Here is a 22,108-nt window from a genome sequence, read left to right as displayed (position 1 = left end):
CGCCGGGTGGTCGAACAACTCCTGCGGAGCAAACAAGGCGGGCTGGGTCGAAAAACTCTGTCTCATGACAAAACATACCCCACCAAACCATCTCAGGGAATCCCAAGAGTTTCGCTGTGGTCTCTTTGAAGATTTCGGGGCCCAGCCCTGCCGTCAGGACATGCCGCCCAGAAGCGCCGCGTTGCCGCCCGCCGCGGTGGTATCGACGCAGACATGCCGCTCGAGCAGGGCGTGGCCCAGGTCGGGCATCCCTGTGACAAGCGGCAGGATCGGCCCCGCGCGGCGCGCAAGCGCGTCCGCGTAGGCGCGGGCGTCTGCCTCGTTGCCCCACCAGAGTGCGCCGGACATCCCGCCGAGCGTGACGAGCGTTTCGGGATCCACCCGGCCCGTGGCCGCAACCGCGACGCCGCCGAGCGCCTCCACCGCTTGTTTCTGCGCCTTCGCCGCCTCCTTGCCCGGCCCGAGGCACAGAAGCGCTGCGCGCAGATGGGTGGTGAGCCGGTTCGATTCACCCGTCGGCCCCGGCAGGACAAGCGCCTCGCGCGGGCCGTGCGGCGCGGCGTTGGCGCGGTCGAGCGCCTCTTGCACCGATGCCACCGGCATCGCCGCGTCCCATTTCTCGCCCTCTTGCGAGGCGGGGTTGGCCGAAAATCGCGCGAGGTAATGCGGTCCGCCGGCCTTGGGTCCGGTGCCGGACATGCCCTCGCCGCCGAACGGCTGGCTTCCCACGATGGCGCCGATCTGGTTGCGGTTGACGTAGATGTTGCCTGCGTGCACGGCTTCGGTGACGTGCTGCACGCGGTCGTCGATCCGGGTCATGAGGCCAAATGTCAGCCCGTAGCCGGTGGCGTTGATCGCCCCGATCACCCGGTCGAGATCGCGCGCCTTGTAGGTGGCGAGGTGCAGCACGGGGCCGAAGATCTCGCGCTCCATATCGGCGATGCCGTTCACGCGGATCAGCGTCGGCGCGATATAGGTGCCGGCGTTGGGCGTCTTCAACTCGTGCATCAGGCGGCCCTCGGCGCGCGCCTGCTGGATATGCTCGGCGATGCCCGTGCGCGCCTCCTCGTCGATCACCGGGCCGCAATCGGTGCTGAGATCCCAGGGGTTGCCGACCACGAGCGCATCCATCGCGCCGGTCAGCATCTCGGTAAAGCTTTCGGCGATATCCTCCTGCACGTAGAGACAGCGCAGCGCCGAGCAGCGTTGCCCGGCGGATTGAAAGGCCGATTCCATGATCGCCTGCACCGCCTGTTCTGGCAGCGCGGTGCTGTCCACGATCATGGCGTTGAGCCCGCCGGTTTCGGCGATGAGCGGCGCGCCGGGGCGCAGGTTGTCGGCCATGGTCTTGCGGATCTTCATCGCCGTGTCGGTGGAGCCGGTGAAGGCCACGCCGCCCACGCGGGGATCGGATGTGAGCATCGCGCCCACCTCGCCCGCGCCGGGCAGAAGCTGCAGCGCCGTTTTCGGCACGCCCGCGCGGTGCATCAGGCTCACGCCCAGATGCGCGATGAGCGGGGTCTGCTCGGCGGGTTTGGACAGCACCGCGTTGCCCGCCGCCAGCGCCGCCGCGATCTGCCCGGTGAAGATGGCGAGCGGGAAGTTCCAGGGCGAGATGCAGGTGAAGGTGCCGACGGGCGTGTCCTCGGGGGCATTGGCCGCGTAGTAGCGCAGGAAATCCACCGCCTCGCGCAGTTCGGCCACCGCGTCGGGGATGGATTTGCCGGCCTCGCGGTGCAGGATGGCGAAGATCTCGCCGTGGTTCTCTTCGTAGAGATCGGCCACCTTGTTCAGGATCACCCCGCGTTCGGAGGCAGACGCATCCCACGGTGCGGCGGCGGCAAGCGCGGTTTCGACATCCCCGGGGCTGGCCCATGCCGCGGTGCCGGGGGTATCCGCCGGGTCGGTGGGGTTCTCGACCTTCTCGGGCGGTTGGGGATCGGCCTTGCCCGCAAGGATCGGCCCGGCCTGCCAGGCCTGGGTGGCAAAGGGTGCACGCGCCGCCTCGATAGCGTCCAGCGTTGGCTGGTGGCGCAGATCGAATCCGCGCGAATTGGGCCGCTCTGGCAGGAACAGCTCGGGGCCGGTGGGCAGGTGCGGCACGGGGTCGTTCACCGCCTCGAACGGGTCGCGCGCGACCTCCTCGGGGGGCACGCTCTCGTCCACGATCTGGTTGACGAAGCTGGAATTTGCGCCGTTCTCCAGCAGGCGGCGCACCAGATAGGCCAGCAGGTCGCGATGCGCGCCGACGGGGGCGTAGATGCGGCAGCGGGTGCCCTCGGATTTCAGGATGATGTCGTGCAGCGCCTCGCCCATGCCATGTAGGCGCTGGAACTCGAACGTGCCCTTGTCGGTGGCCATGTCGAGGATTGCCGCCGCCGTGTGGGCGTTGTGCGTGGCGAATTGCGGGTAGATGCGGTCGGTCATCGCGAGCAGTTTGCGCGCGTTGGCGATATAGCTGATGTCGGTCGCGGGTTTGGAGGTGAAGACGGGGAAGCCGTCGACGCCCGCCACCTGGGCGCGCTTGATCTCGGTATCCCAGTACGCGCCCTTGACCAGCCGCACCATGATCCGGCGGTCGAGCCGCGTCGCGAGGTCGTACAGGAAATCGAGCACGTGGCCCGCGCGCTGGCCATAGGCCTGCACCACCACGCCGAACCCGTCCCATCCGGCGAGCGCGGGCTCCGAGAACACCGCCTCGATCACGTCGAGCGAAAGCGACAGGCGGTCCGCCTCCTCGGCGTCGATGTTAAGCCCCATCCGCGCCGATTTCGCCAACAGCGCGAGCGAGCGAAGGCGCGGCACCAGCACGTCCATCACCGTCTCGTGCTGCGCCACCTCGTAGCGCGGGTGCAGTGCCGAGAGCTTGACCGAGATGCCGGGGTTGTCGCGAATGTCCGCGTTCGTGCAGGCATTCGCGATGGCGGTGATCGCGCGGGAATAGCTCAGGTGGTAGCCGGTGGCGTCGGCCTCGGTACGCGCGGCCTCGCCCAGCATGTCATAGGAATAGCTGTAGCCCTTCTTCTCCATCCCCGCCGCGCGGTCCATCGCGCTCTGGATGGTTTCGCCCAGCACGAACTGACGGCCCATCTCGCGCATGGCGCGGCCCACTGCGGTGCGGATCACCGGCTCGCCCAGCCGCTTGACCGCGCCGCGCAGCGTGCCCACGAGGCCCGGCGCCTCGTCCTTGAGCACGCGGCCGGTGAGCATCAAGGCCCAGGTCGAGGCGTTGACCAGCGGCGAGGTGGAATGGCCCATGTGCCGGCCCCAGTCCGACGGTGCGATCTTGTCCTCGATCAACGCGTCGATGGTCTCGGCGTCGGGCACCCGCAACAACGCCTCGGCCAGGCACATGAGCGCGATGCCCTCTTCGGTCGAGAGGCCGTATTCGGCGAGGAACACCTCCATCAGCCCCGGGCTCGCCTGTCCGCGGATGGCGCGCACGAGATCGGCGCCCCGCGCCGTGATGCGGGCGCGATCCTCATCCGAGAGCGCCGCCACGGCGGTCAGCCGGTCGATAACGACACGCTCATCGGCATAGGTCTCAAGCTCGATGGCGCGGCGCGTGTCGGTGTCGTAAGGCATGGGATCCCCCTTGAATTGCCAAACCATGTTAACACCTGTTCAGGGGTGACTTTTCCTGTTTGATGTGGTTTGACAGATCGATCCGGTCTTTCACGGGGATAATCATGAGCCAGAATGACCATTCCGATCTCGACAGGTTCGACCGGGCGATTCTGCGGGTGCTGGCCGCGGACGGGCGCATTAGCGTCACCGATCTCGCGCGCGAGATCGGGCTGTCGAAATCGCCCACGCAGGCGCGGCTTCGGCGGCTGGAAAAGGCCGGTATCATCACCGGCTACCGTGCCTTCTTTGACCCGATCCGCCTGGGGCTCGATCATGTGAGTTTCGTCGAGGTGCGGCTCGACAACACCCGCGAGAGCGCGCTGGCTGCGTTCAACGCGGCGGTGGCGAAAATCCCCGAGATCGAGCAGGCGCATCTCATCGCGGGCAGTTTCGACTACTTGCTCAAGGTGCGCACGCAGGACATGACCGAGTATCGCCGCGTCCTGGCCGAGGCGATATCGACCCTGCCGCACGTGGCCAGCACCTCGACCTACGTGGCGATGCAGGCGGTCAAGGAGACCGTGCTCGGCGATGTGATTTGATTTTGCGCGGCTGCATGCCATCATAAAGACCATGCTACGTGTTGTCGCCCTCCCGCTCTTGTGCCTGCTCGCACCTGTGGGCGCGCTCGCCTGTCCTGCCCCGCCCGATCACGGCGCGGCGCTCGACACGCTTTTCGACCGCGTGCAGGACGCCGAGAGCGAGCAGGATGCACGGCTGCTGTCCAACGAGATGTGGGTTCTCTGGGCCGACGCGCCGGATGCCCACGCGCAGGAATTGCTCGACGAGGGGATGACCCGCCGCGCGTCTTACGATTTCGAAGGGGCGGTTGCGGCGTTCGACGCGCTCATCGACTATTGCCCGGACTATGCCGAGGGCTACAACCAGCGCGCCTTTGTCAATTTCATCCGGCAGGATTATGCTGCGGCACTGCCCGATCTCGAACGCGCGGTGTCGCTCTCGCCGCGGCACCTTGGTGCGCTCACCGGCCATGCCATGACGCTCATGGCGCTGGAGCGTCCGGGCGAGGCGGCGCTGGTGTTGCGCCGTGCGCTCGACCTCAACCCGTGGCTGACCGAACGGCACCTCTTGCCGGTGCTGGAACGGGCCGAAGAGAATATCTGAGCGTTCCCCGTCTCAAGAAATGCGTTTTCCTCGGCGCTCGCAGACGCTAGGACAGCGGGGCCTCGTGCGGGCGTGGCGGAATGGTAGACGCATGGCACTTAAAATGCCTGGGCCGAAAGGCCGTGCCGGTTCAAGTCCGGCCGCCCGCACCACGGCCTTGTGGTTGAGGCCTTGTGGTTGAAGCCATGAGGGTCACCGTGCAGGACCGGGAGGCGGGCCTGTACCCGGATCAATCCCCGAGCCACTTGTACATCACCCGCGCATCCACGAGGCCCTCGGTGGGATGCTGAAACGCGCGCGGCAGGCGGCCCACCGTCTCAAACCCCAGATCCTCCCACAGCGCGATGGCGCCGCGATTGGTCTCTACCACGAAATTGAACTGCATCGCGAGGTAGCCCATCGCGCGCGCCTCGTCCTGCGAATGCAGGCACATCGCCCGTGCAAGGCCGCGCCCGCGCGCCGCCTCGCTCACCATGAAGCCCGCGTTGCAGACATGCGCGCCGCCGCCCGGCTGATTGGTCTTGATGTAATAGGTGCCCAGAACCTCGCCCGCGATCTCGGCCACGTAGGTGGCGCGCGGCACCTCCATCCAGAGATCGCGCACCGCCTCGCGGGTGAGGCCGGGCTCTATGGTATAGGTGTCACCGGCGCGGATCACGCCGCGCAGGATAGGCCACAGCGCCGTGAAATCCGCGTCGCGCGCGTATCGGATGGTGATCTCCACCCCGGTATCCATGATGCCTGGCCCCCCGCTTGCCCCATGGCTAGCGGGGGGCGCGTTGCTTGGCAAGGCTCAGGCGTTCACATCGACCACGACGCGCCCCTTGACCTGCCCCTTGAGGATGTCACGACCCAGCGCGGGCAGGTCCGAGAGGGTGGCGGGCTGCACCATCGCCTCGAGCTTGTCCATCGGCAGATCGCGCGCGATCCGCTGCCAGGCGCGCAGGCGGTTTTGATAGGGCTGCATGACGCTGTCGATGCCCAGAAGGTTGACGCCGCGCAGGATGAAGGGCGTGATCAGCGCGCCCTCGATCGCCGCCCCGCCGGCAAGGCCTATGGCGGCCACGGACGTGCCGTATTTCATCTGTTTGAGCACGCGGCCCAGCATTGCGCCCGCCACCGCATCGACGCACCCCGCCCATTGCTCGGCCTCGAGCGGTTTTCGCGTGACCTCGGTCAGATCCTCGCGGGCGACGATCTGGGTGGCACCCAAGCCGCGCAGATAGTCCTCCTGTTCGGGGCGACCGGTGACGGCGGCCACCTCGTGGCCCAGATGCGCGAGGATCGCGGTCGCGACCGAGCCGACACCGCCCGCAGCCCCTGTGACCAGCACCGGGCCGTGGCCGGGCGTCAGCCCGTGATCCTCGAGCGCCATCACCGCCAGCATCGCGGTAAAGCCTGCGGTGCCCACGGCCATCGCGGACCGCGTGTCCAGCCCCTCGGGCAGCGGCACCAGCCAGTCGGCCAGGACCCGCGCCTTTTGCGCGTAGCCGCCCCAATGCGCCTCGCCCACGCGCCAGCCGGTCAACACCACCTTGTCGCCGGGATTGTAGCGGTCGTCGTGACTCTCCTCGACGGTCCCGGAGAAGTCGATGCCCGGCACATGCGGATATTTGCGCACGAGGCCGCCGCCCGGCCCGATGCAGAGCCCGTCCTTGTAGTTCACCGTGGAATAATCGACCGCGACCAGAACCTCGCCATGTGGCAGGTCCTCGACGGAAATTTCCTTCACCGCCGCGGATGTCTTGCCGCTCTCCTCGTCCTTCTCGACGACCAATGCGTTGAACATATCGCTCTCCTTCCCGATCGCAGGGCCAGCCCCCTGCTTCATCTTGCCAGAAATATCCCGGGGAGTGTGAGGGGCTGGCCCCTCACTCCCGCGCTCAAGGATCGCTCAGGCCCAGAACCCGTCCTGCACCACCCCGCGCCGCTCGCCGTCGGGGGCCATGATGCGCAACTGGCTCCCTGCGTCCCAATGGGTCATCCGCACCATGCCGATGGCCACGTTGGTTTGATGATCGGGCGACCACGCGGCGGAACTGATACGACCCACGCGTTTGCCCTTTTCCGACAGGACCGGCCACCATTCGCGGCAGGGCGGCACCGCGCCGCCCTCAATGGCGATGGCGCAGATTTGCTGCACCGGGCCTTCCTTGGCCACCCGCAGCAGGGCGTCGCGCCCGATGCACCCGATCGCCGTGTGGGTGTTGCAGAACCGGCCCAGCCCGCATTCATGGGGCGTGTTGTCGTCGGTCATGTCGTTGCCGTAGCTCAAGAGGCCCCCCTCGATCCGCTCGATCAGGTTGGGGCACCCGGCATGCACGTCCCACTCCTTCCCGGCCTCCAACAGCGCATTCCACAGCGGCATGCCGATATCGCCGCCCTCGACATAGATCTCGAAGCCCCCCTGCTTGGAATAGCCCGAGCGCGCGATTACCATGTCGCGGCCGAGAAAGTCGAACACGCCGAAGCGGAAGAAGCGGATATCGCGCACCGCGTCACCAAAGACCGCCGCCATCAGGTCGTCGGCGCGCGGGCCCTGAATGGCCAGCGGCGACACATCCGGCTCATCGACCAGCACGTCGAGCCGCCAGCCGTGTGCCGTGGCGCGCACCCAGTAGAGAAGGTCCGAGTCGGCGATCGAGATCCACCAGCGATCCTCGGCCAGCTTTACCGCCACCGGATCGTTGAGCATGCCGCCCGTCTCATCGACGATGGGCACGTAATAGCACTGCCCCGGCGTCATGCCGCGCAGGTCGCGGGGGGTGAGCATCTGCATCAGGCGGCCCGCATCCGGGCCGCGCAGTTCGACCTGCCGCTCGCAGGCCACGTCCCAGACCTGCACCGCCTCCTTGAGGTGGCGGTAGTCTTCCTCGATGGAGCGAAAGACAGTGGGCAACAGCATGTGGTTGTAGACCGTGTAGGCCTTGACCCCCGCCGCCTCGACCCCGTCGGAAAAGGGCGTGCGGCGCAGCCGGCGCGAAAGCGACAGGAGCGGTGCGTTCATTGTGCCTCCTCGGGCATGAAGACGATGTCGGTGACCGGCGCGGGCAGCCCCGCGCGCGTCAGCATCGCGTGGACCTGCCCGCGGTGATGGGTCTGGTGGTTGAACAGATGGGCGACGCAGGCGGCCACGGGCCGTGTGACCTCGGCCCCGGATGCCCCGGAATACCAGGTCAGGTTGCCGGTGAGGTCGATACTGTGCACCCGTCCCGCCCATGCACCGATCCGCCCATCGACGGCAAAGCGCTCTGCGCTCCACGCGGCGCCGGTGGGGGTAAGCGTCGTGCTCTCTGCGATGCCACCCTCGGGGCGGGTGCCCTCGACGCCGAGGCGGTGCAGCCAGATGCGGTCGGCCCAGAGGATGTGGTTGAGCGTGCCGAGGATGGAGCCGAAAAAGGCCCCGTGATCCTCGGTCAGCAGCTTGAGGCTTACCCCGTCGATGGCGCGCGTGAGTTGCGCGTTCTGCCACGCATTATAGCGCGCCATCAGCGCGACATAATCCGCCGTCAGCATCATCAGCGCGGCCCTTTCCAGTCGATCTGACAAATCTCCGCGCTGCGGCCGTCGAAATCCCAGACCCGGCCGAATGCGCGCACGCGGCCCTTGGTGGCGGTGGCGACCGTGATGTCGGGGCCCATCCAGTACTCGGTATTGGTGACGACAATATCCTCGCCGCCATGCCCCTCGACGGGCACGATCTCGCCCTGGATCTTCTTGCCCACCATCAGGCGGCGCGCCTTGCCTTCGGTCTCGAACACGACCGGCGCGCGTTCGGCGCCCAGAAATTCGCTGACCAGCACGCCGAACAGGCCCGTGGTGCCGCGCGCGCGGCCCGAAAAGATGTTGACCAGCGCCTCGTAGGCGTCGTCGCTGGCGCGCTCGTCGATATAGGCTGCGGCCTTCCAGTTGCCGCGCGCCATCAGGCCGGGGATTTCCAGCATCAGCCCGACGTTCAGCCCGCCAAGGTCCGTATCGCCGTAGTGGCCCTCGTCGATGCGCACGCCCGACCATGCCTGGCAGTAGCCTTCGGTGGGCGGGTGCTTGCCGAGGCTGACCACGCAGGGGCAGAACACCGTGCAGTTGCAGTTGAGGATCAGCTCTCCCTTGATCGTCCAGGGCACCGTGCCCACCGTATCCAATGCCATTTTCCGGCCTCCTTCGTGTTTTCAGATCGTCGTGAACAGAACCCAAGGCGCGGCGCAGAGCAGCGCCACCCCGAGGGGCCGTGTCAGATACCGCCCCAGATCGGGCAGCTTTTCCAGAACCATGATCACCGTTGCCAGCCCCATGAAGGCGAGGTTCATCACCCCGCCGACAAACGCCAGCGCCATCAGCGCCCAGCAGCAGCCGAGGCACACGAGGCCCAGCCGAAGCCCGTTGCGCAGCGGCCCCTCGTCCCAATGGGCCATGAAGAACACCAGCGGGCGGCGGCATTTCGATAGGCACGCCTCCTTGGCGGGGCTGAACTGATAGGCCCCGGCCAGCGCGAGCAGCGCCGCCGAGAGAACGCCGGAGCGGCTGTCGCCGAAGGCCGTCAGCAGCCCCGCGTTGAACAGCGCCATCTGCGCGCCCGCTGCGAGCACCGAGAATCCCAGCCAAACGGAGAGATAGCCCGCCACCAGCGCGCCGAGGCGTGTCTTGGCGCTGCGGCCCAGATCCTCGTAGGTGGCGAAGGCCGGCAGCGCGGTGGGCGCCATCATCGCCGCCGACATCAGCGCCCACATCAGGATGATGCGCGCGAATCCGGCGGCATCGGGCGTGACGATGCACAGGCTGCGCAGGAAATCGGTGCCGTAGATCACCGCGCCCTCGCGCAGCGCGGCGGGCAGGGCCATCGCGTAGAGCAGCCCCCAAGCGCCGAGGATCAGCGCGTAGAGCGCAAGCCAGTGCGCGCCTCCCATTCGCCTGACCGATGCCGCGATCATCGCTCTCTCCCTGCGACTCGTCTCTTGACGAATAAATTGTCAGACATTTAAATGTAAGACAAATGAAAATTGATCCCGATAACAAGGCCGACCTCTCGGCGCAGATCGCCGGGGCCATCCGCGAAGAGATCGTGGCCGGGCGGCTCATCGTGGACGAGCGCCTGCCGTCCGAGGCCGAATTGGCCGATCACTTCGAGGTGTCGCGCCCCACGGTGCGCGAGGCGCTCAAACGGCTGGCGGCGCAATCCCTGATCCGCACCGCGCGCGGGGCGTTCGGCGGGGCCTTCGTCAACCGGCTGAACTATCCCGACGCCTATGGCCAGCATATCACCACCTCGACGCTGCTGCTGTCGATGAACGCGATCAGTTTTGATGTCGCCTGCGAGGCGCGCTATGCGCTGGAGCGCGCCTGCACGCCGCTCGCCGCCCTGCGGCGCACGCCCGACACGCTGGCCACCATGCGGGCGGAAATCCACCGGCAGGGGCAGCCGGGGTTGTCGGACGAGAGCTTCTGCGCCTCCGATGTCACCTTTCACCGCGCATTGGTGGACAGCGCGGACAACCCGGTGCTGTCCTACCAGTTGGCGGGCGCGGTCGAGGCGATGCAGCCCTTGATGAACATGATCACCTTCACGGCGCGGTCGCGCGAGGCGATCCTGGGTTTTCACACCCGCATCGCGGATGCGCTTGAGCGGCACGAGGCCGAGGCCGCGCAAGAGGCGTTGAGCGAGTTGGAGGCTTACACGCTGACCCTCGGCCGTGACGTGATGGCGGCAAGGGCGCGGCCCAAGGGGTGAGGCGCCCGGGGGAATTTGGGGCCGGTAAGGGGTTTGGAGGGGACGTTGGGTCTTTGGCACGCCTGCGCGGATTCGAGGCGCGCCTTGGCGCGCCGCCGCGCATCGCCGGGCCGCCCCCCGGCACGGCGATTTGTCTGCAACCTGCGCGCCGCTGAAGTCCTTTTCGGATTCTGCCGCCATCAAGCGCCTTAGAAACAGCGTTGGATCGCCGCGCCGCGGCCCGTCGATGCGCGGCTCACCTCAACGCCCGCTTCAGGCCCGGCCCCTCATCCCCGCTCCGAGATCGCCTGTCCCGCCGCCCAGCCCGATGCCCAGGCCCACTGGAAATTGTAGCCGCCCAGCCAGCCGGTTACGTCCACCGCCTCGCTGATGGCGTAGAGACCGGGCAGGTGGCGCGATTCCATCGTGGCGGAGCTGAGGCCCGCTGTGTCAATGCCCCCGAGCGTTACCTCGGCGGTGCGGTAGCCCTCGCTTCCCGTGGGCCGAAGCCGCCAGTTGCGCAGCGCGCCCACTATGTCTGACAGCCGCGCGTCGGACTGATCAGCGAGGTTGCCCGCAAGCCCGAGAGTGGGTGCGAGATGAGCGACGACTTTGCCGGGCATATGCTGCGACAGCGCGGTGGTGAGGTTGCGCCGCCCCTGCCGCTGCCGCTCGGCGCGCAGTGTCTCCAAGAGCGTGCCCTCCGGGTCCAGATCGAGGGCGATCTCGGCCCCCTCGCGCCAATAGGACGAGATTTGCAGGATCGCCGGGCCCGAGAGGCCACGATGGGTGAAGAGCGCCGCCTCTTCGAAGGACGCCCCGTCGCAGGACGCGCGGACGGGCAGGGCGGTGCCTGAAAGCGTCGCGAAGGGTCCGTCGGAAAAGGTGAGCGGCACCAGCGCGGGGCGCGTTTCGGTCAGCGCGTGCCCGAAGCGTTGGGCGATGTCCCAGGCCATCCCCGTCGCGCCCATCTTGGGGATCGACTTGCCCCCGGTGGCCAGCACGAGGTTGCGGGCGGTGACGGCCTGCTGCGCACCCTCGCGTTCGAGTGTGGCGTGGAAACGGTCGCCGTCATGGCCCAGGTCACAGAGTCGCGTCGAGAGCCACAACTCTGCCCCCGCCCGACGCATCTCGTCCACCAGAAGCCCCACGATCTGCGTGGATCGCCCGTCGCAGAACAACTGCCCAAGCGTCTTTTCGTGCCAGGCGATGCCGTGCCGCTCGACGAGGTCGATGAAATCCCATTGCGTGTAGCGCGCCAGCGCCGATTTGCAGAAATGGGGGTTCTGGGACAGGAAATTCTCCGGCGCGGTGTGCAGGTTGGTGAAGTTGCACCGCCCGCCGCCGGAGATGCGTATCTTCTCGCCCGGTGCGCGCGCGTGGTCGATTACGAGCGTGCGCCCGCCGGCATGGGCGGCGCACATCATGCCCGCCGCACCGGCCCCGAGGATGAGCGTGTCGATAGCCCGTGTCATGCCCCGCCTGAGACGCGAAATCCCGCGCAAAGGCAAGGGGGGTTCTCTCTGGTCTCGGGCGTCGATTCCGGGTACACTTGCAAACTAGACCCCGGAAAGGGGCGCATGGCATCGAGGCGGCAGGCAGATGACGGAAATGGTCTATGGGGCTGTGCCCCTGCGGGACGAGGATCCCGTTCTCCCCAAATGGTGGCGCACGATCGACCGTTGGTCGTTCTTCTCGGTGTTGATGCTGTTTGCCATCGGCATCCTCCTGGGGCTCGCGGCCTCGGTGCCGCTGGCCGAGGAGAACGGGTTCGCGCCGTTCCACTACGTGCAGCGTCAGATGGTGTTCGGCGGCTTCGCGCTGATGGCGATGATGGTGGTCTCGATGATGCGCCCCGAGACGGTGCGGCGGCTGGCGGTTCTGGGCTTTCTCGCGGCGCTGGCGGCGGTGATGCTGCTGCCGGTGTTCGGCACCGATTTCGGCAAGGGCGCGGTGCGGTGGTACAGCCTCGGCATTGCCAGCGTGCAACCGTCGGAGTTTCTCAAGCCCGCTTTCGTCGTGGCGGCGGCGTGGATGATGGCCGCGAGCCAGGAAATCGGCGGGCCGCCGGGGCGGCTGTGGTCCTTCGGATTGATGGTGGTGATCCTCGGGTTCCTGGCGATGCAGCCGGATTTCGGGCAGGCGGCGCTGGTGCTGTTCGGCTGGGGGGTGATCTGGTTCGTGAGCGGCGCACCGGTGATGCTGCTTCTGGCGATGGCCGGGTTGGTGGTGTTCGTGGGAAGCGTTGCTTATTCCCATTCCGAGCATTTCGCGCGCCGCATCGACGGCTTTCTCAGTGCCGAGGTGGATCCGACCACGCAGATAGGCTTTGCCACCAACGCGATCCGGGAGGGCGGGTTCTTCGGCGTCGGCGTCGGTGAAGGACAGGTGAAATGGAGCCTGCCGGACGCGCATACCGATTTCATCATCGCCGTGGCGGCCGAAGAGTACGGCCTCGTCCTCGTGCTGGCGATTATCGCGCTTTACGCGGTGATCGTGCTGCGCTCGCTGTTCCGGCTGATCCGCGAGCGCGACCCGTTCATCCGGCTGGCGGGCACCGGGCTGGTCGCGATGCTGGGCGCACAGGCGATGATCAACATGGGCGTTGCCGTGCGGCTCTTGCCCGCCAAGGGCATGACGCTGCCCTTCGTGAGCTATGGCGGCTCGTCCATCGTGGCGGCGGGGCTGGCGGTGGGGATGCTGCTGGCGCTCACCCGGACACGACCGCAAGGGCAGATCGGCGATATCCTGCGGGGGCGGCGATGAGTGCACCGCTTCTGTTGATTGCGGCGGGCGGAACCGGCGGGCACATGTTTCCGGCGCAGGCCCTGGCCGAGGCAATGCTGCGGCGCGGCTGGCGGGTGCGGCTGTCGACGGATGCGCGCGGCGCGCGGTTCGTCGGCGGGTTTCCGCACTCCGTGCAGATCGAGCAGGTGGCGAGCGCCACCTTTGCGCGCGGCGGGATCGTCAACAAGCTCTTGGCGCCGCTGCATATCGCGGGGGGCGTACTGGGGGCGAGCTTGCGGATGCTGCGCGAGCGGCCGGACGCCGTGGTGGGCTTCGGCGGCTACCCGACGATCCCGGCGCTGGCGGCGGCGTGGCTATTGCGCCGTCCGCGCATGGTGCACGAGCAAAACGGCGTCTTGGGCCGTGTGAACCGGGTGTTCGCGCCGCGGGTGGACGTGGTGGCCTGCGGCATCTGGCCCACCGACCTGCCCAAGGTCGCGCGGGGCGAGCATGTCGGAAACCCGGTGCGCGCGGCGGTGATCGAACGGGCGGGAGCGCCCTATATCCCGCCGGGCGACTACCCGATGTCGGTGCTGGTGATCGGCGGCAGCCAGGGCGCGCGCATCCTCAGCGACGTGGTGCCGGCGGCGATCGCGGCGCTGCCCGAGGCGATGCTGCGCAACATCCGGGTAAGCCATCAGGCGCGCGACGAGGACATCGAGCGCGTGACTCGCGCCTATGCGGGCGCGGGTGTCGATGCCGATGTGCAGCCGTTCTTTCGCGACGTGCCGCGCCGAATGTCGGAGGCGCAGCTTGTCATCAGCCGCGCGGGCGCGTCGAGCATCGCCGACATTTCCGTCATCGGGCGGCCCGCCATCCTCATTCCTTACGCCGCCGCCGCCGCCGATCATCAGACCGCCAATGCGCGCGGCCTGGTCGAGGCTGGCGGCGCGATCCGCATTCCCGAGAACCGGCTTGACGAGAGCAGCCTCGCGGCGCAGATCGCCACCGTTCTGGGCGACGCGCAGGGCGCGGGGATGATGGCGCAGGCGGCGCTCTCGCAGGGGCGCCCCGATGCCCCGCAGCGATTGGCCGACTTGGTCGAGGACCTCGCAGGCAGAAGGGCAGAATAGATGAATGCAGCCACCAAGCTACCGACGGATGTCGGCCCGATCCATTTCGTGGGGATCGGGGGGATCGGCATGTCGGGCATCGCCGAGGTGCTGCTCAACCACGGTTACGAGGTGCAGGGGTCCGACCTCAAGTCGACGCCGATCACCGAGCGGCTCAAGGGCATGGGCGCGCGTGTCTTCGAAGGTCAGCGGGCGGAGAACCTCGACGGCGCGGAGGTGGTGGTGATCTCCTCGGCCATCAAGCCGGGCAATGCCGAACTGGACGAGGCGCGCAGGCGCGGCCTGCCGGTGGTGCGCCGCGCCGAGATGCTGGCCGAACTCATGCGGCTAAAGTCCAACATCGCGGTGGCGGGCACGCATGGCAAGACCACGACGACGACGCTGGTGGCCGAACTGCTGGTCAAGGGTGGGATTGATCCCACGGTGATCAACGGCGGCGTCATCCACGCCTATGGATCGAACGCGCGGATGGGGCAGGGCGAATGGATGGTAGTCGAGGCCGACGAGAGCGACGGCACCTTCAACCGGCTGCCTGCCACCATTGCCATCGTTACCAATATCGACCCCGAGCACATGGAGCACTGGGGCGATTTCGATGCGTTGAGGCAGGGGTTTTACGATTTTGTCTCCAACATCCCGTTCTACGGCCTCGCCGTTTGCTGCACCGATCACCCGGAGGTGCAGGCGCTGGTCGGCCGGATCAGCGACCGGCGGGTGCTGACCTATGGATTCAACGCGCAGGCCGATGTGCGCGCGGTCAACCTGCGCTATGAGCGGGGCGTGGCGCATTTCGACGTGGCGCTCCAGGCCGAGGGCCGGATGATCGAGGGATGCAGCCTGCCCATGCCGGGCGATCACAATGTCAGCAATGCGCTGGCCGCCGTGGCGGTGGCGCGGCACCTGGGCATGAAGCGCGACGCGATCCGCGACGCGCTGGCGAGTTTTGGCGGCGTCAACCGCCGCTTTACCCGCGTGGGCGAGGTGAATGGCGTGACGGTGATCGACGATTACGGCCACCACCCCGTCGAGATCGCCGCCGTCCTGCGCGCCGCGCGGCAGGCCACGGAGGGACGCATCATCGCCGTGCATCAGCCGCATCGCTATTCCCGGCTGTCGAGCCTGTTCGACGATTTCTGCGGCGCCTTCAACGAGGCCGACGTGGTCGGCATCGCGGATGTCTATGCCGCCGGAGAGGAGCCGATCCCGGGCGCCACGCGCGATGATCTGGTGGCGGGCCTCACCCGGCACGGCCACCGCCACGCGGTGGCTGTCGGCTCGGAGGATGACCTGGAGGCGCTCGTGCGCGCCGAAGCGCGGCCCGGCGACATGGTGGTGTGCCTCGGCGCGGGCACGATCAGCGCGTGGGCCGGTGGCCTGCCCGCGCGGCTGGCGGGCTAGACACGCATGGCAGAGACCCTGAAACGCCGGATCGGTCTGGGACTGCTGACCGCCTACGGCGTGGGTGTCATGGTCGGAGCGGGGATCTACGTGCTCGTGGGGGCAGTCGCGGCGGAGGCCGGGATCTGGGCACCGCTCGCCTTTGTTCTGGCGGGCGTGATCGCCGCCCCCACGGCGCTGAGCTATGCCGAGTTTTCCACGCGTTTGCCGGAGGCGGCGGGCGAGGCGGTGTTCGTTGCCAAGGGGCTCAACCTGCCTTGGCTCGGTACGCTGGTCGGGCTTGCCATCGTGGCGGCAGGTACCGTGTCCGCTGCTGCCGTGCTTCGTGGTGGCGTGGGCTATCTCGGGGCGGTGACGGGTTTGCCGTTCGGGCCGTCGGTGATCGTCCTGGGGCTGGTACTGATGGGCGTGGCGATATTGGGCGTTCTGGAAAGCCTCGCTGTCGCGGCCCTGTTCACCGTGGTCGAGGTGGCGGGCCTGGCGCTGGTGATGTTCGCGGGCTTTACCGCCGCGCCCGCGCCGGACTGGCAGGTGGGGGGCGAGCTGGTCTGGTCCGGAGTGATCGCGGCGGCGGTGCTGGCGTTCTTTGCGTTCATCGGCTTCGAGGATATCGTCAACATGGCCGAGGAGGTGCGCGAGCCCGAACGTATCCTGCCCCGCGCCATCCTTTTGTCACTGGTGATCACGAGCGCGCTTTACGCGCTGGTCAGCATCGCGGCGGTGCGCGCGGTACCGCTTGCCACGCTGGGCGCGAGCGAACAGCCGCTGGCGCTCGTGTGGCAGGCGGGGCGCGGTGGCAGCGCGGCCTTCTTGTCATTGATCGCCGTGGCGGCGGCGCTGAACGGCGTGCTGGCGCAGATGGTGATGGCAAGCCGGGTGCTGTTTGGCCTCGGGCGCCGCAGCCCGGCGCTGGCCGGGTTTCACCACGCGCATCCGCGCCTCGGCACGCCGCTGCGCGCGACGCTGTTGATCGGCGTGGCGGTTATCGCGGGCGCGCTGCTCCTGCCGGTGGCCGATCTTGCCGGGCTCACCTCGTCGTTGCTTCTGGGCGTGTTCGTATTGGTCAACGCGGCGCTGATCGCGATGAAACGCACCAGCCCCGAGGCCGCGTTCAGGGTGCCGATTGCGGTGCCGGTGTTTGGCCTGTTCGCGGCCCTTGCGGCGCTGATCGTGAGTTTTTTGGGAGGAACGGGATGACCGTCTCGCTGATCCTTGCCTGCGTCTGGGCGTTGGCGGCCAACGTTCTGGCGATGCTGCCAAGCCGCGACAACCACTGGCGGCGCGCCTACGCGCTCATTGCGCTGGGGGTGCCGGTGCTGGGGCTGGTGGCGTGGCAGCACGGGCCGTGGCTGGGGCTGTTGGTGCTGGCGGCGGGGATGAGCGTGCTGCGCTGGCCGGTTATCTATCTCGCGCGCTGGCTGCGGCGGCAGTTGGGTTGAAAAGGCCGGGGTAGCGGCCGCTGTCTCAGCCCGCACCACCCCCTTGATCGAGGAAGTCCTCCAGCATCGCGTGGAATAGCGCGGGTTTTTCGAGGTGCACGGCATGGGCCGTGCCCGGGATCACCGCCAGCGCGGCGTCGGGCAGGCCCTGCCAGAGCGTTTCGACCTGTGGCCAGCGGTAGGATTTGTCGCGGTCCCCCCACAGCACGAGCGTCGGCATGGTCAGCCGGTCGAGCGCTCCGCGCCCGTCCCAGCGATCCATCGCGTCGAGCCCGGCAAGCGCTGCGGGTTCGCTTGCCTGCGCGCCCAGCGTTGCCACGATCTCGAATCCGCGCGCCGCCGCGCCCTCGCGGAACCATGTGGCCCCGATCCGCCGGATGGTGCGTGCGACACCGTCGCGGCAGATGCTGGCGCGGGAGGTCTCCAGCAATTCGAACCGGTCGGGCATCGCGCCCAGCGGGCCAGTGCCATAGAGAACCAGTCGCGCGATGCGCGCGGGGTGGGTGGCGGCCATCTCCTGCACGATCATGCCGCCCATCGAATGCCCCAGCAGGGTGATCCGGCCCAGCCCCAGCTCATCCAGCAGGGCCACCACGGTCGCCGCAAATTCCGCGATGCGGTTCGCCGGCGGCAGCGCGGCGGAGCCGGCAAAGCCGGGCAGGTCGGGTGCGATCACGTCGAAGCGGTCGGCGAAGCGGTCGATTTCGCCCTGCCATTGCCCGGCCCCGCCAAGGTAGCCATGCACCAGCACCAGCGGCGCGCCGCGGCCCGCGCGGCGATAGCTCAGGCCGGTTCGGCTCGTTAGCGCATCTGATCTGGCAGCCACAGCGCGGTCTCCGGCACGAGGATGAGGATGACGATCAGCAGCACCAGCGCCGCGATGAACGGCAGGCAGCCCATGATGACATCGCCGATGGTCACCTCGCCGCGCCCGATGCCCTGGATCACGTAGAGGTTCAGGCCCACGGGTGGCGTCAGCACGGCGATTTCCATGGTGATCGTGTAGACCACGCCGAACCAGATCAGGTCGAACCCGGCGGCCGCCATCAGCGGGTAGATCGTGGGCAGGGTGATGAAGGTCATCGACACCGGCTCGAGAAACATGCCCAGCACGATGTAGAAGACCAGCACGATCGCCAGCACCACGTAGGGCGAAAGCTCGAAACTGAGGAAAAGCTGGGTGAACTCGTGCGGCACCCGGTAATAGGTGAGCACGAAGCCAAAGAGCACCCCCGCCGACAGCAGAAGCCCGAGATAGCCCATGGTCCGCATGGTGGCAAAGAGCGCGTCGGTAAAGCCCTGCCATTTGAGCCCGCCCACGCCGAAGGCGAGGATCACGGTCAGCAGCGCCGCCACTGCCGCCGCCTCGGTCGGCGTGGCGATGCCCGCATAGATCGCCACGGTGATCACGAGGCCGATGAGCGCGATGGGCGCCACGGTGGCGGCGATCTGAACGATCCCCATCTTCACCGCCGACTCGCGGTCGGGGATGTCGCCGGGTCTCAGGATGCCCCAGACGAGGATCACCAGCGCGAAGGAGGTGACGAGGATGAGCCCGGGAATGACCCCCGCGATGAACAGATCGCCGATGCTCTGGTCGGTGACGATGCCGTAGAACAGCAGGATCAGCGAGGGCGGAATGAGCACGCTCAGCGTGCCGCCCGCCGCCAGCACGCCCGAAGACAGCCGCTTGCCATAGCCCAGGCGCAGCATCTCGGGCAGGGCCACACCGCCGATGGTGAGCGCACCCACCATGGACGACCCGCAGACCGCGCCGAACCCCGCGCAGGCCCCGATGGAGCCATAGGCCGCCGAACCACGCACCCGCACGCCCTGGTGCAGGAACTGGTAGAGGTTGGGGCCGATATTGGATTTGCCGATGAGTTCCCCAAGGAACACGAAAAGCGGCACCGCCAAGAGGATATAGTCGATCCATACGCCCCACAGCTTCAACTCCGCCGAGACGATGGAGGTATCAAACGACTGGATCTGCCACAGGAAGGGCAGCGAGGCGGCCGCCAGCGCAAAGGGGATCGGCAGGCCGATGGCGATGAGCAACATCAAGAGGCCGAGGAGGCCAAGGCCGACTTCATACCATTCCATCGCTCAGACCTCCCGCGCCGGGGTGCGAATGAGCCGGATCAGCCGCAGGCCCGCGTAAATCGAGAACAGCACCAGTGCCAGCGCACCTGGGGCCCAGAACGCATAGCGCGGCCAGAGCAGGATTTCCGACGAGGCGCCCGAGTTGAACGACCGGATCGTGGCGCTGACACCTGCGAGCGAGAAGAACAGGCCCACCGCCAGCATGACGCACAGGTTGACGATCGCCGCCGCCTTGCGCCCGGCGGGGGGCAGCGTGTCGGTCAGCATCGTCACCTTGGGATAGGCATCCTCGCGCATGGCATAGGCCAACCCGGCAAAGGCCACGGGGAACAGCAGGAGTGCGGTCGCCTCGGTGACCATCCGGTCGGGCGCATTGAGCGCGTAGCGGGTGAAGACGCCGTAGCTGATCCACACCATCTGCACGAGCACCACCACGGCCCCGGCGGCCGCGAGCCACACGACGGCGCGTTCCACATGGCCGATCAAACGGTCGAGACCGGTCTGCATGGCAAGCCTCCCTTTGCCAGAAACGAGGGGGTGCCGCCGCGCGGGCAGCGGCACCTATCGTATCAAGGCGCGTGCTGCGCGAAGAGATCGCGGATCTTGCCGGCAAGCTCGGGGCCGCAGGCCGCGTCCACGGTCTCGTTCCAGGTGCCCTGCACGCTGTCGATAAGCTCCATCCGCTTGTCCTGGCTGATCGAGACGGCGGCCCCGCCGCCCTTCATCACCGCGGTGCCGACGCGCTGATCGACCCAGTTCTCGTAGCGGGGCTTAAGCCATTCCTCGGTCTCGCGCGCGGCCTCCATGACGGCGGCCTGTTCGTCCTCGCTCATCGAGTCGAACTTTTCCTTGTTCATCATGTACTGGATGTTGCCGTAAAAGAGGTTGGCGTTGACCATGTAGGGCATGACGTCCCACAGCTTCCAGCTCGAATAGGTGGCGACGCCCATGTTGATGCCGTCCACCACGCCGCGCTCGGCGGACTGGAACACCTCCTTGGGCGCGACAAAGACCGGCGCGCCGCCCCATGTCTCGATCATCAGGCTGACCAGCGGGCCGATGGAGCGGACCTGCTTGCCGTCGAGATTGCCGAGATCGTCGATACCGCCCTCGAACCACCATTCCTGGTCATAGGAATAGTTGGAGTTGAACACCGGCACGAGATTGACGCTCGCTGCCTCGTCGCGCACCAGGTCGGCATAGGCGGCGTCCATCTCGATCTGGCCTTCCAGATCGACAGCCACCGGGTAGAGCGAGGTAACGCGGTAGCAGGGCAGGCGGTCATCGGCGGGAATCCAGCTCATGTCCGAGACACCGCCCTGCACGGCGTCCACGCCTTCGGACCAGCCATGCAGCGTGGCCGAGGGGAAAATCTGCACCTCGACGCTGCCGCCGGTCTTTTCCGCGACCAGATCGGCGAAGTGGACGAACCCGTCATAGCGGATATCGGCCTCGTTGACGTAGGTCGAGAGGCGGATCGTGGTCTCGGCCACGGCAGGTGCCGCAATGGTGGTGCCGAGCGCGGTGGCGGCGATCAGGCCTTTGATGGGAAATGTCATGTCGGTCTCCTTGTTGGTGTGGTGCGAGGCCGTTCTGCGGCCTTCGTCATCGTTGCGGCCCCGGGGCGCGTCGCCTGTGCGCCCGCCGGACCCATGATGGAGAGGCTAGGGCAGCATCGCGCGAGTCGGCCAATTCAAACATCTCATCAAACTATTCCGATCTTGCATGACTCGCCGGTCTCGCGCAGTCTGGCGGGCATGGACATCAACTGGCTGCGCGATTTCGTCTGCCTCGGGCGCACGCTGAATTTCACCCGCGCGGCGGAAGAGCGCAACATCACCCAATCGGCCTTCAGCCGCCGTATCCGGTCGCTGGAGAACTGGATCGGCGTGCCGCTGATCGACCGGGCCAACTATCCGGTGCAACTGTCGGAGGCGGGGCGGCAATTCCTGCCGGTGGCACAGCAGACGGTGGCCGATCTCACCGACACGCGGCAGGCGATCCGGGAGCGTGCGCGCGGTCACACCACCTTTCAGCGCATCGCGGCGCTGCACGCGATCTCGGTCAACTTCCTGCAACCGCGCATGGCCGAGTTCGAGCGCGACTACCCCGAGATGCGCACGCGGGTGATGTCCGACAGCCTGACCGCGTGTTGCCAGCTTCTGAGCGAGGGCGGCTGCGAATTCCTGCTCTACTACCGCCATCAGGACGTCGCCCCGATCCTTGATGAGACCCGGTTCAAGCGCCGCGACATCTGCGAGGAGCGGCTCATTCCCGTGGCGCAGCACGCCGCCGCCGCGCGGAACGGCTGGGCTCTGCCCGGCGTGGCCGGGCGCGAGGTGCCGTATCTGAGCTATGATCCCAACACGTTTCTCGGCACGGTGGTGGACCAGACCATCGGCAACCGCCGCCCCGCGCTCAACCTGCGCTACATGGATGCGCTGGCCGAGGCGCTCAAGCGGCGCGCGCTTGAGGGGGCGGGGCTCGCCTGGCTGCCGGAGTTTTCCATCGCGCGCGAGCTGGAGGATGGCACGCTGGTGCGCATGGGCGGGCGCGACTGGACCGCGACGATGACGATCTCGCTCTTTTGCTCGCCCGAGCGGCTGGACGAGACCGGGCGTCTGCTGTGGGAGCGGTTCTGAGCGGCGATCAGGTTGGGCTTGAGCGGTCGTTGGACGTCAGTGTCGGGCTGAACCGTCACGGGAAGGTAAGATCAAGAAAGTTTAAACTTTCTTGTACGGAATCTTTTCAGAGACCACAGCGAAACTCTTGGGATTCCCTGAGATGGTTTGGTGGGGTATGTTTTGTCATGAGACAGAGTTTTTCGACCCAGCCCGCCTTGTTTGCTCCGC

General features: G+C 67.4%; 21 protein-coding genes and 1 tRNA gene. 10 read left to right on the top strand and 12 right to left on the bottom strand.

What is annotated here, in order from left to right; all coding sequences use genetic code 11:
- Positions 1 to 153: 153 nt before the first annotated feature.
- Positions 154 to 3,585, bottom strand: coding sequence for a bifunctional proline dehydrogenase/L-glutamate gamma-semialdehyde dehydrogenase PutA (putA, locus tag C6W92_RS15920; RefSeq protein WP_129434923.1), 3,432 nt, complete (start codon positions 3,583 to 3,585; stop codon positions 154 to 156).
- 104 nt (positions 3,586 to 3,689) lie between these two features.
- Here putA and C6W92_RS15915 point away from each other — a divergent pair, with 104 nt between their 5' ends.
- From C6W92_RS15915 to C6W92_RS15905, 3 genes are all read left to right on the top strand, one after another.
- A complete protein-coding gene (locus C6W92_RS15915) occupies positions 3,690 to 4,169 on the top strand; it encodes an Lrp/AsnC ligand binding domain-containing protein (protein ID WP_129434921.1) in 480 nt (159 codons plus the stop codon).
- Between the two features lie 31 nt (positions 4,170 to 4,200).
- Complete coding sequence (locus C6W92_RS15910) at positions 4,201 to 4,752, top strand: tetratricopeptide repeat protein (protein WP_129434920.1); 552 nt, start codon at positions 4,201 to 4,203, stop codon at positions 4,750 to 4,752.
- A gap of 66 nt (positions 4,753 to 4,818) precedes the next feature.
- Positions 4,819 to 4,904: transfer RNA gene (locus C6W92_RS15905), tRNA-Leu, on the top strand.
- Positions 4,905 to 4,981: 77 nt separating this feature from the next.
- Here the strand turns inward: C6W92_RS15905 and C6W92_RS15900 are convergent.
- The 6 genes from C6W92_RS15900 to C6W92_RS15875 form a co-directional block, all read right to left on the bottom strand.
- Positions 4,982 to 5,488 (bottom strand): N-acetyltransferase, encoded by a 507-nt coding sequence (locus C6W92_RS15900; RefSeq protein ID WP_129434918.1) that lies wholly within the window; start codon positions 5,486 to 5,488, stop codon positions 4,982 to 4,984.
- A gap of 57 nt (positions 5,489 to 5,545) precedes the next feature.
- Complete coding sequence (gene acuI, locus C6W92_RS15895) at positions 5,546 to 6,541, bottom strand: acryloyl-CoA reductase (protein ID WP_129434916.1); 996 nt, start codon at positions 6,539 to 6,541, stop codon at positions 5,546 to 5,548.
- A 105-nt stretch (positions 6,542 to 6,646) separates the two neighbouring features.
- Positions 6,647 to 7,759 carry a dimethylsulfoniopropionate demethylase gene (locus C6W92_RS15890; RefSeq protein ID WP_129434914.1) on the bottom strand — a complete coding sequence of 371 codons (1,113 nt, stop codon included), beginning with the start codon at positions 7,757 to 7,759 and terminating at the stop codon, positions 6,647 to 6,649.
- Positions 7,756 to 8,271: a DinB family protein gene (locus C6W92_RS15885; RefSeq protein WP_129434913.1), complete on the bottom strand. Its 516-nt coding sequence runs from the start codon at positions 8,269 to 8,271 to the stop codon at positions 7,756 to 7,758. Before C6W92_RS15885 ends, C6W92_RS15890 begins: the two co-directional genes overlap by 4 nt.
- The gene (locus tag C6W92_RS15880; RefSeq protein WP_129434911.1) at positions 8,271 to 8,900 is read right to left on the bottom strand and encodes a DUF1326 domain-containing protein; all 630 of its coding nucleotides are present in this window, start codon (positions 8,898 to 8,900) and stop codon (positions 8,271 to 8,273) included. The genes C6W92_RS15885 and C6W92_RS15880 overlap by 1 nt, the downstream gene beginning before the upstream one ends.
- Positions 8,901 to 8,921: 21 nt before the next feature.
- Positions 8,922 to 9,656: a DUF2182 domain-containing protein gene (locus C6W92_RS15875; protein ID WP_129434925.1), complete on the bottom strand. Its 735-nt coding sequence runs from the start codon at positions 9,654 to 9,656 to the stop codon at positions 8,922 to 8,924.
- 86 nt (positions 9,657 to 9,742) lie between these two features.
- Between C6W92_RS15875 and C6W92_RS15870 the strand changes: the two genes are divergently transcribed.
- Positions 9,743 to 10,477, top strand: a complete 735-nt coding sequence (locus C6W92_RS15870; RefSeq protein ID WP_129434909.1) for an FCD domain-containing protein — start codon at positions 9,743 to 9,745, stop codon at positions 10,475 to 10,477.
- A 266-nt stretch (positions 10,478 to 10,743) separates the two neighbouring features.
- Here C6W92_RS15870 and C6W92_RS15865 read toward each other — a convergent pair whose 3' ends face one another.
- Positions 10,744 to 11,931, bottom strand: a complete 1,188-nt coding sequence (locus tag C6W92_RS15865; RefSeq protein WP_129434907.1) for an NAD(P)/FAD-dependent oxidoreductase — start codon at positions 11,929 to 11,931, stop codon at positions 10,744 to 10,746.
- A 127-nt stretch (positions 11,932 to 12,058) separates the two neighbouring features.
- Between C6W92_RS15865 and C6W92_RS15860 the strand changes: the two genes are divergently transcribed.
- Genes C6W92_RS15860 through C6W92_RS15840 form a run of 5 tightly spaced genes read left to right on the top strand, consistent with a single transcriptional unit; the run spans position 12,059 to position 17,153 of the window.
- Complete coding sequence (locus tag C6W92_RS15860; protein ID WP_129434905.1) at positions 12,059 to 13,222, top strand: putative peptidoglycan glycosyltransferase FtsW; 1,164 nt, start codon at positions 12,059 to 12,061, stop codon at positions 13,220 to 13,222.
- The gene (locus C6W92_RS15855; RefSeq protein WP_129434903.1) at positions 13,219 to 14,316 is read left to right on the top strand and encodes a UDP-N-acetylglucosamine--N-acetylmuramyl-(pentapeptide) pyrophosphoryl-undecaprenol N-acetylglucosamine transferase; all 1,098 of its coding nucleotides are present in this window, start codon (positions 13,219 to 13,221) and stop codon (positions 14,314 to 14,316) included. The genes C6W92_RS15860 and C6W92_RS15855 overlap by 4 nt, the downstream gene beginning before the upstream one ends.
- Positions 14,317 to 15,714: a UDP-N-acetylmuramate--L-alanine ligase gene (murC, locus tag C6W92_RS15850; RefSeq protein WP_129434901.1), complete on the top strand. Its 1,398-nt coding sequence runs from the start codon at positions 14,317 to 14,319 to the stop codon at positions 15,712 to 15,714.
- A gap of 6 nt (positions 15,715 to 15,720) precedes the next feature.
- Positions 15,721 to 16,911, top strand: coding sequence for an amino acid permease (locus C6W92_RS15845; protein WP_129434899.1), 1,191 nt, complete (start codon positions 15,721 to 15,723; stop codon positions 16,909 to 16,911).
- Positions 16,908 to 17,153 carry a DUF2484 family protein gene (locus C6W92_RS15840; RefSeq protein ID WP_129434897.1) on the top strand — a complete coding sequence of 82 codons (246 nt, stop codon included), beginning with the start codon at positions 16,908 to 16,910 and terminating at the stop codon, positions 17,151 to 17,153. The genes C6W92_RS15845 and C6W92_RS15840 overlap by 4 nt, the downstream gene beginning before the upstream one ends.
- Positions 17,154 to 17,178: 25 nt before the next feature.
- On the opposite strand, the gene C6W92_RS15835 is transcribed toward C6W92_RS15840, so the two are convergent.
- The 4 genes from C6W92_RS15835 to C6W92_RS15820 all read right to left on the bottom strand — a co-directional run bounded on the left by C6W92_RS15835 (position 17,179) and on the right by C6W92_RS15820 (position 20,815).
- Complete coding sequence (locus tag C6W92_RS15835) at positions 17,179 to 17,979, bottom strand: alpha/beta hydrolase (protein WP_129434895.1); 801 nt, start codon at positions 17,977 to 17,979, stop codon at positions 17,179 to 17,181.
- Positions 17,955 to 19,256 carry a TRAP transporter large permease gene (locus C6W92_RS15830; RefSeq protein WP_129434893.1) on the bottom strand — a complete coding sequence of 434 codons (1,302 nt, stop codon included), beginning with the start codon at positions 19,254 to 19,256 and terminating at the stop codon, positions 17,955 to 17,957. The genes C6W92_RS15835 and C6W92_RS15830 overlap by 25 nt, the downstream gene beginning before the upstream one ends.
- Before the next feature lie 3 nt (positions 19,257 to 19,259).
- Positions 19,260 to 19,763, bottom strand: coding sequence for a TRAP transporter small permease subunit (locus tag C6W92_RS15825; RefSeq protein ID WP_129434891.1), 504 nt, complete (start codon positions 19,761 to 19,763; stop codon positions 19,260 to 19,262).
- A gap of 62 nt (positions 19,764 to 19,825) precedes the next feature.
- Entirely contained in the window at positions 19,826 to 20,815 is a 990-nt protein-coding gene (locus C6W92_RS15820; RefSeq protein ID WP_129434889.1) for a C4-dicarboxylate ABC transporter substrate-binding protein, read from the bottom strand.
- 198 nt (positions 20,816 to 21,013) lie between these two features.
- On the opposite strand from C6W92_RS15820, the gene C6W92_RS15815 reads away from it, so the two are divergent.
- Positions 21,014 to 21,898: a LysR substrate-binding domain-containing protein gene (locus C6W92_RS15815; RefSeq protein WP_129434887.1), complete on the top strand. Its 885-nt coding sequence runs from the start codon at positions 21,014 to 21,016 to the stop codon at positions 21,896 to 21,898.
- Positions 21,899 to 22,108: the final 210 nt, after the last annotated feature.

This window comes from Roseovarius sp. A46 (genome assembly GCF_004126395.1).
GTDB classification, from domain to species: Bacteria; Pseudomonadota; Alphaproteobacteria; order Rhodobacterales; family Rhodobacteraceae; genus Roseovarius; species Roseovarius nitratireducens.
The sequence above is the reverse complement of the archived record's forward strand: the minus strand, read 5'-3'. Positions and strand labels throughout refer to the sequence as shown.